Annotated in this window: 14 protein-coding genes; 1 reads left to right on the top strand and 13 read right to left on the bottom strand. The window is 47.2% G+C overall.

Annotation, left to right across the window (positions count from 1 at the left end; all coding sequences use genetic code 11):
* Positions 1–16: 16 nt before the first annotated feature.
* The 6 genes from PAEAM_RS32585 to PAEAM_RS31425 all read right to left on the bottom strand — a co-directional run bounded on the left by PAEAM_RS32585 (position 17) and on the right by PAEAM_RS31425 (position 4,318).
* On the bottom strand, positions 17–139 hold the full coding sequence (locus PAEAM_RS32585) for a hypothetical protein (protein WP_255319811.1): 123 nt from the start codon (positions 137–139) through the stop codon (positions 17–19).
* Between the two features lie 35 nt (positions 140–174).
* Entirely contained in the window at positions 175–609 is a 435-nt protein-coding gene (locus PAEAM_RS31405) for a phage tail assembly chaperone (RefSeq protein ID WP_100530009.1), read from the bottom strand.
* 176 nt (positions 610–785) lie between these two features.
* Positions 786–1,193 (bottom strand): phage tail tube protein, encoded by a 408-nt coding sequence (locus tag PAEAM_RS31410; RefSeq protein ID WP_036611426.1) that lies wholly within the window; start codon positions 1,191–1,193, stop codon positions 786–788.
* 150 nt (positions 1,194–1,343) lie between these two features.
* Complete coding sequence (locus PAEAM_RS31415; RefSeq protein ID WP_100530010.1) at positions 1,344–2,801, bottom strand: phage tail sheath subtilisin-like domain-containing protein; 1,458 nt, start codon at positions 2,799–2,801, stop codon at positions 1,344–1,346.
* The gene (locus PAEAM_RS31420; RefSeq protein ID WP_017690177.1) at positions 2,801–3,001 is read right to left on the bottom strand and encodes a YqzN/YkzM domain-containing protein; all 201 of its coding nucleotides are present in this window, start codon (positions 2,999–3,001) and stop codon (positions 2,801–2,803) included. The genes PAEAM_RS31415 and PAEAM_RS31420 overlap by 1 nt, the downstream gene beginning before the upstream one ends.
* Before the next feature lie 393 nt (positions 3,002–3,394).
* The gene (locus PAEAM_RS31425; protein WP_133120506.1) at positions 3,395–4,318 is read right to left on the bottom strand and encodes a hypothetical protein; all 924 of its coding nucleotides are present in this window, start codon (positions 4,316–4,318) and stop codon (positions 3,395–3,397) included.
* Positions 4,319–4,819: 501 nt separating this feature from the next.
* On the opposite strand from PAEAM_RS31425, the gene PAEAM_RS31430 reads away from it, so the two are divergent.
* Entirely contained in the window at positions 4,820–5,842 is a 1,023-nt protein-coding gene (locus PAEAM_RS31430; RefSeq protein WP_100530012.1) for a hypothetical protein, read from the top strand.
* Positions 5,843–6,007: 165 nt separating this feature from the next.
* Here the strand turns inward: PAEAM_RS31430 and PAEAM_RS31435 are convergent, their stop codons facing one another.
* The 7 genes from PAEAM_RS31435 to PAEAM_RS31465 form a co-directional block, all read right to left on the bottom strand.
* Positions 6,008–7,864, bottom strand: coding sequence for a DUF4127 family protein (locus PAEAM_RS31435; RefSeq protein ID WP_100530013.1), 1,857 nt, complete (start codon positions 7,862–7,864; stop codon positions 6,008–6,010).
* A 909-nt stretch (positions 7,865–8,773) separates the two neighbouring features.
* The gene (locus PAEAM_RS31440) at positions 8,774–9,724 is read right to left on the bottom strand and encodes a hypothetical protein (RefSeq protein ID WP_100530014.1); all 951 of its coding nucleotides are present in this window, start codon (positions 9,722–9,724) and stop codon (positions 8,774–8,776) included.
* A 302-nt stretch (positions 9,725–10,026) separates the two neighbouring features.
* Positions 10,027–10,662 (bottom strand): VOC family protein, encoded by a 636-nt coding sequence (locus tag PAEAM_RS31445; RefSeq protein ID WP_100530015.1) that lies wholly within the window; start codon positions 10,660–10,662, stop codon positions 10,027–10,029.
* Positions 10,659–11,117 (bottom strand): VOC family protein, encoded by a 459-nt coding sequence (locus tag PAEAM_RS31450; protein ID WP_100530016.1) that lies wholly within the window; start codon positions 11,115–11,117, stop codon positions 10,659–10,661. The genes PAEAM_RS31445 and PAEAM_RS31450 overlap by 4 nt, the downstream gene beginning before the upstream one ends.
* Before the next feature lie 47 nt (positions 11,118–11,164).
* Positions 11,165–11,740, bottom strand: a complete 576-nt coding sequence (locus PAEAM_RS31455; protein ID WP_036611439.1) for an NADPH-dependent FMN reductase — start codon at positions 11,738–11,740, stop codon at positions 11,165–11,167.
* Positions 11,741–11,927: 187 nt separating this feature from the next.
* Positions 11,928–12,662, bottom strand: coding sequence for a response regulator (locus tag PAEAM_RS31460; protein WP_100530017.1), 735 nt, complete (start codon positions 12,660–12,662; stop codon positions 11,928–11,930).
* An 18-nt stretch (positions 12,663–12,680) separates the two neighbouring features.
* Positions 12,681–14,405 (bottom strand): GAF domain-containing sensor histidine kinase, encoded by a 1,725-nt coding sequence (locus PAEAM_RS31465; protein WP_243391514.1) that lies wholly within the window; start codon positions 14,403–14,405, stop codon positions 12,681–12,683.
* Positions 14,406–14,412 lie beyond the last annotated feature (7 nt).

Consider the following 14,412-nt stretch of genomic DNA (forward strand, 5'->3'; position numbering starts at 1 on the left):
CTCCTGCCTTATATCGTTATCGATTCATTTGCGAAGTTATCGCTGACATTTCCTCTTCCGAGAACGCAATCAACAGCGAGCGCTCCCCGCGTGGCAAAGACCAGAACTCTCCGGGCCGGAGATGATGACGTACCCACATGTGATACAGGAACGTGGTCATTCCGCCGGAGTGAATCAGTTTTTTAGGTCTTCAATCTCCACACCAAAGCCGGACAGCTCCAGCACTTTATCACCTACGGCATCCAATTCACCAGCGAGCAACATACGACGTACCGCCTGTTCGCCACAGGACAACTTCATGCGGCCGGTAATACGGGTGTCACCCCAGCCGGACAATTCCAGGCTGCGGACTTTTAATTTCACGGTTGCTTCAGAAATGAGCAGCGCGTTAAATGTTTCGGTGTCCACCTTTTCCTCGGTGCGGCCTTTGGTCGTTTTACGAATCGTACAGCGTTCGCGAATGTGATCCACTTTGGAGGACGTCAGTCCACGCAAGGTCAACAACAGATCCAGACGCTGAATGCGCACATTCTCCTCTGGCAAACGTTCTGCTGCTTCAAACAACTGATCCAAAATCTGTTCTTCGGACATATTTTCATTCATACTCATCGGGCGTTATCTCCTTCTTATTTCACAAATGGGTTTATCTATGCCAGCTTCCAAGCCTGTAGAGACAACAAAGAGACCGAGATCATCTCGGCCCGCATTGGTGTCTATACTATATGAAGTAACTATGCAACCACGCTGGAGCAAACTAGCACAATCACACGTGCCTATTCCAATCTTTAGTTCGCCACAATCGGATTCAGCAATTCAAATCCTTCAAACGTAAAGCCCGTTTCCTCCGGTACTTCTTCGCCGGCTGTCCAGTTGGCAAGCTGGATTTTGTCCACCATGCAACCTCTCAGCAATACACTCTCATGTCCATACGATTCTGGGTCGTTCAGCTTGGAAATAATCTCGAATTTGGTGAAGCCGCGCTGGATCATATCGGAAGTGACTTTGTAGCCCGTCATCGTGCCTGTTCCTTTTTTCGCGCCGTTTTTGTGCACCTTCCAGTCGTTACCGACCAGGTTCAGCTCACGCTTTTCAATCTCCACACTCGCTTCCAACTTGTTAATGTTTGTCTGCCACACACCATCGATATGCAACTGACCATGGGTACCGAGAATTACTCTTGACGCATCCAACATATATTTTCCTCCTTGGGTTCATTGAACTAATAAATATTACACGGTATAACTCCGCAGTCAGAACAATCTTCCGATCGCTGTTATCGTGTAAACCATCAGTTCAACGTGTAGTAATTATTCTATAAAACAGTTCTTTCCTTCCATACAACCTTATTGCACGTAAAATGTACCAAACAACTGCTCCATTACATCCGTCAGCTTTACATTCCATTGCAGGAATACCTGATCCGCTTCCGGTTTGAGAACTGGTGCAGCACCATAATACGCCGGATCAAGAATGACATCATAACCGTCAGCTTCAATAACATTGCTCTGTGCGAGCAGCGCCAAATAGGCCTTCATGGCACTAATCAGTGCCTGACGACCCTCTTCGGTATTGTTCACTTTACCGATATACGTATCTTCCGCGGAGCGCTGCAAATCCGTGTTGATAGCGTCCAACACACGAATGGAACGGATTTTTTTCCACGCATTATTCTGTCCAGCGGCTGGCGTTACCAGTGTGTTTACACCGCGAAGTGCTTTCACCTGACGTCCATCATGGAAGAAAATAAATACGCCATTCTGTACCGCCTGCTCCTGTTCTGCACGCGTCCAGCGACGTGTCACATCATCGAATGGAGTAGCTGCATAGGTTGTGGATTGGTTCAGACGTTGTCCGGCAATCAGTCCCGCAACATAGGCGGACGTTTCCGCCGAGCTGTAGAATGCATCTCCAAGGCGAACGCCTGTACCGACATTAATCACACCTTCATGGTTGAGCGCAAGCGAACGTGCTGCCGCTTTTTGTGCTGCTGAAGCAGAAGTGTCGTCCGCTGCGGAACCGCCAAATACAGCCACCACCGGTTTACCTTCACTACGTACACGTTTCACCCATGCCGCAAAACTCGCAAGCAGAGGTGCATCTGCCGCCTGATCCAAAGCCAAGACGTCGAATTGCTCCCCTTCCAGCGCACCCTGTACAGCAATGTACTCTGCATTGGTCAGGTCATCGTTGCCACTTACGCCGCCTTTGAATGCCGCACCCGCAATTGTTGCAACTGCACCATCGCCAATCGCTTGCGCCGTTACCCAGACATTTTGTTCATCCGCGTTAATCTCTTTTGCCAGAGAAGCTGCTGTAATATCCGCTGTCAGGAGGGCATACAACATCCGGTTGCCTTCAAAAAGGCGCACTTCATGCTTCGTATTATCAATCACACCTGGCTGGATGGTGACGTAGAATCTATTTGCACGATCTCCCGGATACTTCGCATCCAGTTGCAGAACATTGGCATCACTGCTGTCCTTCAAAGTAAGCGTAGCTGCTTTGGCCGCAGCACTTGCTACCCGATAAGCGAGCAACTTCTTCGGCCCACCCAACAGGGCGAGCTTCAAGGACGTATAAGCCGTACCGTTGTCCAGCACATTCGACGCATAGATACGTTCAATCGCCGCTTCGCTCCCTACTTCAACAAAAGTCCCAACAGGACCCCAGTTGGCCTTGATTGGTACCACGACCGTTCCCCGCGTACCTGCTTGAATGGCCGAAGATGCTGCCGCCTGAAAATTCATATATAATCCCGGAAGGACCGGACGATTTGTTTGCTCCCAATTTCCGCCTGCCATTATCCCTTCACCTTCGCTTTCATAAATTGGTTAATTCGTTCCTGCGTTTCTTCAATGGAAAACGTCTCTTGCGCCGCTTCGTACAGCGCACCGTACAGCACCTCTGCCTTAACGGCAAAGAGGGCTTCTGCATGATTCATCAGTTCTGCCCGTGTATACCGCGGGGCTGTCTGTTTGCTTTTTTTCACTGAACTTGCCATTGCCATCTCACCTCATTTGTTGGACTACTAATTTCGTAAAACGATGATCTTTAAGCTTGATCTATGAATTTTTGATCCTATGAATATGAAGCTATAATGTTGAAGCTACATCTATCATTTCAAAGCTATAATCTGGAACCACTCTTAAAAGTGCATGTTCAAAAAGATCGGTTTTCAGTACCGAGAAGATGGGATGAAGTTAGAAATGGAGTAGCAGAGCGTAGGGAAAACTACGTGAGCAACTACAATGTTTCCAAAGGAAACATACTTCGTAAGCTTATGCTTATTCGACTGAATTCCATATTCGATGCTGATGATGCCGTTAGGCATCCTTTGTAATCAAAAGCGGGCTTTTTGAACAACCTCTAATAGAAGGTTCCTCTCGACTAACATTTACTCCATACCTTTGCTATGGTGAATCTCACGAATGAAAGGTACATTCGTACCCGGACGACGAATCCGCTGTTGCAACGTCAGGCGAATCTGACCATTCAGATATGCATCCGTCTGCAGATCTGCCGTGATCTCATCCACCGTCACATACCGTGTGTTACCTTCGTGCTCTTCGCCACCCGTTTCAGTGACGGCAAGACGAGATTGCACTGCAAGTTGCTCTACCAACCGAGTAACGGTCTGGCGTGTTAGCACCGAATGATCGGTGAGCACATGCCCAATCCACTGCTGTCGAACCTCCAATGCCGAAGTCCCCGCCACAGACGTGTTGCATCCAGCCAATCGCCATAACACAGACGGCTTCTCGTACCCACCAGGCCAGATATCCCCATATACCGACCAGTCCGGGCCAAGTTCCTGCTGTGTCCAGTCTTGAAGCGCAGCTAACCACGCGTCCCCTGTTTCAGCGAGGACAGCTCCCGAGTCTTCGGGAACATACACTCCGAACCGTAGACTTCGCGTAAACATTCCAGACCCTGCATCCACCCGGTCACTATCTGAAGAACCCAAATAGATACAAGTGAAGGCCTCACCTGCTTCATCCACCAGTCTTACCTGGTGCAATCCTTCGATTAGATCAGCTGACCAAGCTTCCACTTGTTCAGCGCCGCCATCTTCTGGACGAGCGTATGGGGAGATTTTGATGATCCGTCGGTATCCCGCCCAGGCAGACTTCGGCACTTCTTCGGCAAACGCAACGACTGCACAAGGCCCGGCCAACATTTCGCCTGACGCAGGTACATCCAGCACACGACCGTTCCAATCTGGAACAAGTACCGCAAGCTTCTGTTTCAGCGTTCTTTTAATGAGCGTACTCATTTTACTGGTGCTCATGGCAGTGCTAATTTCATTTCTCATAGACACATTCATTTCGCCCCCTTTGGCTGCAAGTTTGAGATCTGCCCACACGATGCAGCGACAGTGCAGCAGCAGTAGACTCCCCCTTTTAACTCAGAGTCTGTATTGCTATCGAACCAGTAACGGGACTACATTCACCGCATCAAAAAGACCGGCCACCTGGCCGGTCTGTACATTAGCGTATGTGCTTTCGGTGTGTCCCTTGTTATTGATCCGATAATACAATCTTACACCCTTTCATTCCTAGCGCGGATGGTGTTCCGTACGACTTCGGTGCGATTAAGGGAGACGTTCGGGTGGAAAAAAGACGACACCTGTTCTAATTTCCCAACACAGCAATCACTTTTATATCGATATCAAAACAATGTTATTTATTTACATTTTATTGCAGGTGTAATATCCTTCGTATATAGGCTGTACGTAATTAGACGAAGTGTGAAGCATTAAGAAAGGCGTTTGTGGTGCGCTAAAAGTTAACTATCCCATGTAGAGAGTGAGATATTGATCATGAAAAAAGAACTTATTATGCATTCACCTGTAATTCAAGGTTATCCGATTCATGCTAATATGCACTCTATTCTTCCCAATCACCCTTCCTACCATGAATGGTTATTTACGAATCACATGCAACTAAGGTTTGATTTCTACCAACCGGATACTTTCCACTTGGAGTTCTACCAGCCATTAATGAGAGAGTACCATCCGTTGTTAAATATTCACAGTATGCAAAAAGAAATGATCCAATTGCTCAAGTTAAATGTTACCGATTTCTTCATAGAGTCAATTAATAATGGTAACTACATTTATGTTCTTATCGATAAACAACATATTAAAGCCTATAGAACTGAAGAAAGTGCACCTCATGATTTATTCATATACGGTTATGATCGGGATAATCAAGAATTTAATATCGCAGATTTTTTTCCTGACCCGTTGCCCAATTATAAGAAAACAAAGGGATCCTTTTATGAGATTGAGCAAGCAGTCAATGAACATATCAACTATAAAGAGGACTGTTGGGATAATGTATTTGGTATACAACTTATCTCCATGAATTCGTTCAAGTCCTATCGTTTCAATTTGGAGTTTTTCAAAATCTCACTGAAACATTATCTTAATTCTACGAATAGTGCTGCATACTTTGAAGTCATTGAAGGCATTCCAGCAGAAGAGCAATGTCTGCACGGCAGTCTGGACCCTGTATTTGGTATCCACATTTATAGCAAATTAATTGAATCTGTTCGTGCCGATCATCAATATATAAGAGCATTACATATGTTATCTGAGCATAAGACGTTAATGACCAAGCGAATTCATTATTTACATAAACTTGGATTAATTGATGGCAGTCTGTTTTACAACCTATTTGAGGATATTGAACTAAAGGCTCGTTCTCTTCGAAACAATACGCTTAAACAAATGATAATCAACGAACACTCACTCAATATACCCAAACTGACTTCAATGATTGAAGAGCTTTCGAATAAGGAGTACATTGCACTTGATAAGTTAGCTGGTGCAATAGGGTAGCGTTGCAAGTTAAACGTAATGTTAAGGGGATCGTAATGATCACCTGATCCGATCCCCTTAACTGATTCCGATCCATTCCACACCATACCTTCTTCCAGTGCTGGCCTAAGCCAACGTTTAAAGGAAGCGGTCATGGCTTATAGGCTGCATATCTGAGGCAATCTTTTACACAATATTAAAATTAACCTGCGGGTTCAACGTAATCTCAAATGCACGCCCCCAGATGAAATCGGGATTCGCATATTCCAGCAGCGCACTGCCATACGTCGCATAGGACAATTCGTCATTACAGATCTGCTTAATCGCCACATTGCCTGTCTGGAAGGCTGTTTTATTCGCAAGCGCCGTGGTATAAGTCTGCATCAAATCACGGAGCAATGTTTGCAAATGGGCATAGTCTTCCTCTGAGTTGAACAGCAACATATTTTGATCCGAAAGGGTAGCCACGTTGGTATACAACGCATGGGCTCGGGAATACGTGCGGATGTCCGCAATCGCTACTGCTTTGTAGTAGTAATCCTTCAGGAAACGCTTAAACAACAACGAGCCATGCGCGTTCATCGCATCTCGCAACTTATGCTCATGCTTCTCTGTTGTGATCAATGCGTACCTCGACTGCCCCATACCTACAGCAATACCGATCTTGTTACCTGGTGTATTCCATGCACTATAACCCAGAACCCGTCCGGTATATGGACTGTTTAGCAATGCTTCGGCAACATCGACATTGGCTGGTCCTTTACCCACAAAATCAATCAATACCGAAGGCAGACCTTGCTCACTATTCAGCGTCAATTGCTCCAACGCAGCCTGCACCTGATCCAGAGCCGTAATGGCAATAATCTCAATGTCGATGCCCGTGTTCTCTCCGGAATTACCCGGGTGACCCTTCGTCATACGATCCAGTTCGGAGGTCATGTCAAACGGGACAACTTGATCGGCTGCTACAGCCACTAGCTGTTCATTTTCCAAGCCAGCACCTACATCCGTCACCACCTCCGGTTCAGGATATGCCGAATCCGCTACAAGCACACCACCTACAATATCCACATGACGAACCACATTCTCGTGTACATCCATGTATTCATACGTGTTAATGATGGTATTGCCGTGAGGACCAAAATATTTCACTGCGTAACGTGTCCTCGCCCCGCCTCGGAACAACTGGTTCGCCATGCGAGCAACCAAAGCGTGCCCCAGACCATCTGCATCCGGCAAGACGATAGCACGATCCGGATTTTGTCCATTGGTTCCACCCAGCCATTCATTGATCCGCGCTTCTACATATTTGATTTCATTGATCTGAACACCCTGCGTGTTAGCATCGTCGACTCCAACTGCAAGGAAATCGATATAACCTGTGCGAGCCAGCTGATCCAAAATGTACAGATTTGTTTTGAATTTATGCTTTCTTGTATTGTAATACTGTTCTTTATCAAAATAGGTCGTTGTCCCATATTCCACTCCATCCGGGGACAGGTTATAACCTTCGATAATATCCTCAAACTCAGTGTATGTCTGACGTGGCTGCTGCATCAATGCACGGGACTCATTATATGCATCAAGCGCCAAGCCATCTGCAAACGAGGTCGTAGCCAAACGCATGATGGTGTCCATTACAAATACGGGTTTGCGTGGATATTTCTGCTTGATCACGCGGATCACATCCAGCAAACGCGTCGTCTCATCATCGTATTCTGGATAGGCGCCTCCTCCATCTTCACGGAGCTGACGACTGCCAATCAGACCGCCATAAGCGAGCATATCGGATGAGATAATGAATCCGTCGACCTTGGCAGCATGTTTCAGAATAAAGTCGTGAATCTTGGACGGTTTGCCATAAACCGGCGTTGAGGTGCCGAGCAGCGTTGTGCCATCTACGGTTTTCTCCGAGTCCAGACGATTCTTAATATCACTCAGGTTCGGTGTAACGATATGGATACCGGCTGCTTTCCCTTGCACAATCACATCATCCAGATTCGCTGGACGATCATCGAGTGGAACATACAATACTGTTTTCATATCACGTAGCCTCCTGTTATCTGTTTAGTCTTTAATACCCGATCAGGGCAAGGATGCAATCACCGAATTAAAAAACCGGCCCCATGGCCGGCTGTACTTTAGCGTATGAGCTGTCGGTGTGTCTTCCTTGCTGCTGATCCGATAATACCATTTTACTGCCTTTTCCCACTCGCGCTGATGGTAATCGGGATGAAATACGCATGAATGTAGTCGTGTCCGGGGCGGACAATTGTCGGTTTTAATCTGGATAAAACTAATGTGTGCATTTCAATTCAAACAAGCTATACGATAATGGATTTTAGAATGATGGGTGCCCGTGTCCAAAAAGCTTGAAGTCCCAGCCCGCTAATTCCGGCGAATGGATAGATGATTTTCTAAAGAACACAGGACGTCTTATTTGGCATTCAGGTTCTCTTTTTAAATTATAAGGAACATCAGACACCCTATTTTCTAAAAAACCTTACATTAACGCTGAAAATGGCTGTTTATTCCAATACAGCGTGTCTCAGGTTCCTCAGATTTCTGTAGACGCTTCAAATCCTTGAATAAGACGCCTCCGATTCGTTAGCTCTCACTCCTCTAGGCTTTGCCCCAACCGCAAACCGGAGGGAAGACCTCGAATCCGTCTGGAGCAGAGCTCTGCATGAGAAGGGAGACAATCCGCCTTTTACGATATTACGAGCGTTTATCGCACATGAAGGACATGGGCTCGTAAATGAAGGGTGCGTTCTCGAACATGCAGACTCCGGACACATTCGGATCCGCTTCGGCTTTTAGTAGCTTGGAATATTAACGCTAGAACACCAAAAAGCACCTGCCAGCTTTGGCAAGTGCTCTTCATTTTGATTCTATATCGTTGGTTCCATATCCTTCGTTCTATATCGTTTGTTCCATATTGTTGGCTCTATCTCACGCGATGATATAACGAAAATTCTCCCATGTTTCCGGTATAGGTTCCCCGTTCTTGGCATGATGATAGAAACTGAACGGGAATTTAAATACATGACCTCCGTTCCAGTCACGGGAACGTCTGTCGGTGAGCCAATATTCCAGTTCATGAGGGAGCGCCACTGATCGTTCCGCTCGTTCCAGTGGCAGCAGGTCTACGGGTGATTGCAATGTCGGCATCTCCTGTTCAACATCCACATCTCGGCTTAAGCGTAGTGCCTTCACCATGGTAAGGAAAGGCGGAATGCCTTTGTGGAATAATGCCGGATAACCCAATTCATATAATATGTTAAGCGCATGTCCATAGGTGAGCATATGACCGATTAGATCATGATGCGCTTCCGCGTGATAGATAGTCTGAAACGCCCCAAGCTCATCCAGAATCAGACGTGACAACTGAACTGGATTTTCAATCTCGGGGAAACCATCGCTTTTCTCAGGCTTCAGACTGCGAATTTCTTTCATCGTTGTGTTCATCCAGGATCTTCCCGGGATTGTTCGATCGAATGAATCGATCAGTTCAACCAGCCGACCAATATCCTCCGCAGTACCCCATCCATCCAGTTCGCGAATAGCTTTCAGACTGATTGCCCCGTAGATGGCCTGGTGTCCAACCCAGTGCAGTTCTCCAATCGTTCGATCCAATGCGTCCGTAATACACGCCTCGGCATCTTCCCTGGGCATCATCTCACCAATCGGAGAGGTCTGACCAGGGCTGATTCCATGCTGGCGAAGCATGGCTTTTGCTTCGGCGGTAACACTGCCGGCGGCAAGGGCAGTGAGACGATTTTCCCGCAACCAAAAATATGCCGCAATCGCACCCGCCCCATAATGGGCGTGCCACAGATCTCCTGTACGTTCCCGACTGGAAACGATAATCGCTAGTCCATCTTCCAACAAACGTCGATCCAAGCTTGCCACCACCCTTCATCATCTGTAAGCCTGACAGAACAACCTTCCAATCACTGTTATCCCCAGATTTTTTTTCGATCCCCTTTCCTAAGGGAAAATCCGGTGATAAATGTGAGATTATGCTTACGAAGTAGCTTTCTTTCAGAAAGCTTTCAGCTTCGCTTTTTCAGGTTTTTTCTGTCCTCTCCGTTATCGTGTAAATTTAGTTCAACTTATATATCCTAATTAATAAATAAAGCGTTTACTTCTATAACATGATGGAAATGCTCCACATATGCCCGTTTTGCCCCGGAATACAAAGTTTAGCCAATTCGAAGCTTGCCCACCCCACGGATGGATACTTCCAGCGGATAGATCTGTGCTTTTTGCTTGGAGAAAAACCACGTCCGATCCTTCTTCACCACAATAAACAGACCGTGCACATCTCCTACAGGAGCAAAGGTATCACTAACCTCACCCCATCGCGTGAGTCCAATCTGCTGAAGCTCATTCACCGTAGACAGAACATCCTCCGTCACCAGTCCAACTTCACACACCTGTAATATATCTTGAGTCGAGAAGTCATGGTCACTCTCGTTCTGAATACGATGATGAGCAATCAGCTCGATAATATTGCCTGCTGGATCTTCGAAATAGAGAGAATGAGAGTCCCAGTTAGTAGAGTACGTCTCATCCCGATCTCCTTCTCTGCTTAAAACAACACGTGATGCAGCCCACTGCTTCGCTTCCTTGAACCGATTCGTCGGAATCGACCAGGCCACATGATAAAAGGGCTCACGATCTGTTTCACACGGTTTGAAAATCATCTTTGTCCTTCCAACCTGCAGGTTGAAGGCCTGATCCGTCGCATTGGACACCTCCATTCCCAACGTATCACGATAAAAATGCTTGAGGTCCTCCATCCGTGTTGTATATAACTGTAATTCTTCAATCATCATACGGTCTTCTCCTGCATCTCCTCCCACTGACTCCACGGCACCATGCCGAGTTCAGGCTTCGCTTCATCCGGGAGCATGGCGATGAATTCAAGCAAATGACCATCTGGATCGTTAAAATATACAGATACCGCAGGCATCCAGCCGAAGACGTACAGTTCACCGATATCATCATTCAGGAAGTTCTGTGTCTTGATCCCTTTGTTCTCCAAGTGAGCCACCGCGTGTTTCATATCCTCCAGAGATACATGAAAAGCAAAGTGCTGACGTTTCACCTCGGAAGATTCCTTTTGCCACAATCCCAGCATGGCATTGCCTTTTCCACCAATCCAGTAGAAGGAGTTCCCACGTTCTTTCTGCCCGTAGGCATGAGATAAACCCAGGACCGTTTCATAGAAATGATGGGATCTCTCCAGATCCGTCACGTTTAGATGTGTTTCAAATATGCCTGTAATCATAATGCTCAACCTCTTTTCCTTTTCCGATTTTTCATCTTCCTTGGTTCTCAACTCATGGTAGAATTCCGCGCATTTGTTAACGTCTGGGCCAGATTTAAAAACGATCCAATAACCCGCTGCACCCGGTCCTCTATATCCTGACTGCCTTCGTACTCTTCATATCCGTCAAATGTCGCTTCGAATCGTCTGCGCTGCGCACCACCAATGGATATCCACTCTTGGGCATTGATGCCATGCAGATTGCGAACAATCGCTTGCAGTTGTAAAAGCGAACTTACCCCCACCGCTCCGCCAGAGGAGCTGATGGACAGGACGGGCTTGCCGCTGAAATGAGCCTGACTCAGGTGATCCAGTGCATTTTTGAGCACACCGCTAATACTGCCGTGATACTCTGGTGTTGACAAGATGATTGCATCAGCCGCGAGCATACGTGTATTCAAATCTGCCAGATGTTCATGATCCGCTTGTTTTTCATCTGGCGCGTAGAATGGAAGTGGTGTCTGATACAGATCAAACAGGCTGGCCTGATGTCCCTGACCTCGAATAATCTCCACAGCATACTCTCCCAGACGTGTACTGGTTGCATTGTTCCGATTGCTTCCTGCCAAAATAACAATATTCATTCATGTCACTCTCCTTGGTTTTTAATAATTCAAACTCTCATGTTTCAACCGATCTGTTATTTCTACTCTTATCTTACCTTTCTTTTGCATCCAAATCGTCAGCAGATAGACTTAACTTGAAATACCAAAAAACTCAACCTTTAGGTTGAGTTTATACGACTTAAGTATGAAGATATGTCGGAAATGGTCAGACGACCCAACCGTTTCTTACGGCGTGAAGAGCCGCTTGCGTCCGATCCGCCAGACCCAGTTTGTCGAGCAGATGACTAACATGGGTTTTGACCGTTTTTTCGGTAATGACCAATTGAACCGCAATTTCCTTGTTGCTCAGCCCTTGAGCAATCAGTCCCAAAACCTCTTGTTCACGGCGAGTGAGCATATCCAGACCACCTAGGGATGCTTCAGTGGATTTCTTCGTCTGCTTAAGCTCTTGGAATTGACTATCTGCTGACCGATCTGTCGGTATATACTGTGGTTGCTGTTCATTTATAGACCAATCGGATGAAGCCATCACATGCATCAATTGACCTGCTGCGGCGGGATGCAATTCTACCTGACCTGCATGCACATTGCGAATGGCCACAGCCAGATCCTCCGGTTCAATATCTTTGAGCAGATACCCCTTCACCCCTGCACGCACAGCAGGAACCACATGATCCTGATCGGAAAACGATGTGAGTACAATAATTCGCGTTGCTGGCATTAATGTGCGCAGTCGTCTGGCTGTTTCGATTCCGTCCATGACCGGCATATGCAGATCCATTAATACCACGTCAGGTTTTAACGCTTCCGCCTGCGATAGTGCTTCCTGCCCGTTCGATGCTTCGCCCACAACCTTCATGTCTTGCTGTGTGGTCAAAAAAACGTGCAAACCTCTTCTCACCATCGCATGATCATCTGCGAGCAAAATCGTAATCGGCATCTCTTCTTCCCCCTGACTTTATACAGATTCGAACGGAAGTGGAATGACTGCCGTTACTGTTGTTCCCTTGCGGGGAGAACTCACTACTTCTAAGCTGCCCCCGAGCGATTGAGCCCGTTCCTTCATAATGGACAGGCCAAGCGAGCTTCCAGACGAGGCTTTTGGCCTTTCCGTACCACCTTTTCCCTGATCTGTGACGGTGAGCACCACTTCATGATCACTTAACTTGAGGGTGACCTCAGCAGAAGGAACATCCGCGTGTTTCCGTACATTATTCAGCGCTTCCTGTCCGATTCGCCACAATGCTTCTTCTATATTACGCGGTAAAGACCGCATTCCCGTCCGATTCATCACCACTTGAAGACCCTGGCTGGTGCCGTATTCCTGTAGCGCATGGAGCAGCCCTGCTTCCAGTCCCGCGGGACGGAGCTGCATAATCAATGCGCGCATTTCCTTGAGCGCCTCCTGAGACAAAGCCCGAATATCCTTCATCGCTTCCGTTGCCGGGTGCAGCTGCTCAGAGCCGGATAACATACTTTCCGCGCCTTTAGCAGTTAACGATAGTGAAAATAAAATCTGATTAACCGAATCATGCAGATCGCGAGCCAAACGGTTTCTCTCTTCCATTCGTGCAAGTTCGCGGCGATTCTCCGCCAGCTTCAGACTCTCCCATGAGGCCGCAATATGTTCGGCCAATGCCTCCAGCACTTCACGGTCCGCCTGCGCAGGACCTGATGTTCCTATTCCGATCACCAGAATTCCCGTTTCCCCTGGCGTATGGTATAGAAGGGGAGCAGCAATTCCCGAGGCAATGGAATTCGTAGTCTGGTCAGGCTTGCACAGGGTAAATATTTCAGCGATCTCTGTCCCAGACAGAGATGTTACACGATGACTATTGATTACATGGTTAATGTGGCTCGTCACTTCGGAAGATAACGGAGTACTTGATAACGTTCGAACCGTATCATTTGCATAGGCTGCCTGCAAAACGAACATTCCGCTTTTCTGCTGAATGATTGTAGCAAAAGGCCAATCATAATGCTGCCCAAGCAGCTGTACAACTTTTAAACAAAAAGCCTCAGAATTGGTGCATTCGTTCACTGCAAGACCCAAGGCCGTGCTGAACTCCCCCAGCTTGGCATACAGATCAGCTCGTCGCTGCTCCGTGCGATACAATCTCATCCGCTCTACCGCACTACCAATCTGGTACGCCACGCCCTGTAACAGCGCCAGTTCACTGTCGCTGAAATGTTCCTTGGCTGGCGCAGCCACGTTGAGCAGGCCAAGCATCTTCTCACCTGACCTTAACGGGACGGTTGCATGGTGGGTAATATCATGGGTATCTCCCCATTGGAATTCCACCGCATCCTCCAGCCGTTTACAGTTAATGATGTTAACCGCATGATTGAGTTGACCATCCTTAAAGCGGTTCACACACCAGCAGGTACCCGTTCGCATGGGCTCCTTATCTTTACGCAGTAATGCCGGGGGCAGATTGTAATCCGAAACACAGGTGTATTCTCCACGTTCATTAATCAGAAACATCCAGCCTGCCGTTAATCCGGTCAACTCCAGTAATTTGCCGACCACGGTATCCAGCATTAAGTTCAGATCATTGGACGTATTGAGCGTTTCCGCGATTGTCTTCAACGTGATCATTTCCTGCATTCCGACTTCTTCCGACATCGCAGACTTCTCTCCTTTGGCTGTACCAACTGTGGTTTGTTCAACTATTGTAACCAATCCACCT

The sequence above is a fragment of the Paenibacillus sp. GM1FR genome (genome assembly GCF_002803315.1).
Taxonomy (GTDB): Bacteria; Bacillota; Bacilli; order Paenibacillales; family Paenibacillaceae; genus Paenibacillus; species Paenibacillus amylolyticus.

Coding starts and splice junctions, on each gene's coding strand:
- PAEAM_RS31405 (WP_100530009.1), bottom strand. CDS start 609: ATGAGTATGAATGAAAATATGTCCGAAGAACAGATTTTGGATCAGTTG.
- PAEAM_RS31430 (WP_100530012.1), top strand. CDS start 4,820: ATGAAAAAAGAACTTATTATGCATTCACCTGTAATTCAAGGTTATCCG.
- PAEAM_RS31415 (WP_100530010.1), bottom strand. CDS start 2,801: ATGGCAGGCGGAAATTGGGAGCAAACAAATCGTCCGGTCCTTCCGGGA.
- PAEAM_RS32585 (WP_255319811.1), bottom strand. CDS start 139: ATGTGGGTACGTCATCATCTCCGGCCCGGAGAGTTCTGGTCTTTGCCA.
- PAEAM_RS31460 (WP_100530017.1), bottom strand. CDS start 12,662: ATGCCGATTACGATTTTGCTCGCAGATGATCATGCGATGGTGAGAAGA.
- PAEAM_RS31435 (WP_100530013.1), bottom strand. CDS start 7,864: ATGAAAACAGTATTGTATGTTCCACTCGATGATCGTCCAGCGAATCTG.
- PAEAM_RS31420 (WP_017690177.1), bottom strand. CDS start 3,001: ATGGCAAGTTCAGTGAAAAAAAGCAAACAGACAGCCCCGCGGTATACA.
- PAEAM_RS31450 (WP_100530016.1), bottom strand. CDS start 11,117: ATGATTACAGGCATATTTGAAACACATCTAAACGTGACGGATCTGGAG.
- PAEAM_RS31410 (WP_036611426.1), bottom strand. CDS start 1,193: ATGTTGGATGCGTCAAGAGTAATTCTCGGTACCCATGGTCAGTTGCAT.
- PAEAM_RS31455 (WP_036611439.1), bottom strand. CDS start 11,740: ATGAATATTGTTATTTTGGCAGGAAGCAATCGGAACAATGCAACCAGT.
- PAEAM_RS31445 (WP_100530015.1), bottom strand. CDS start 10,662: ATGATGATTGAAGAATTACAGTTATATACAACACGGATGGAGGACCTC.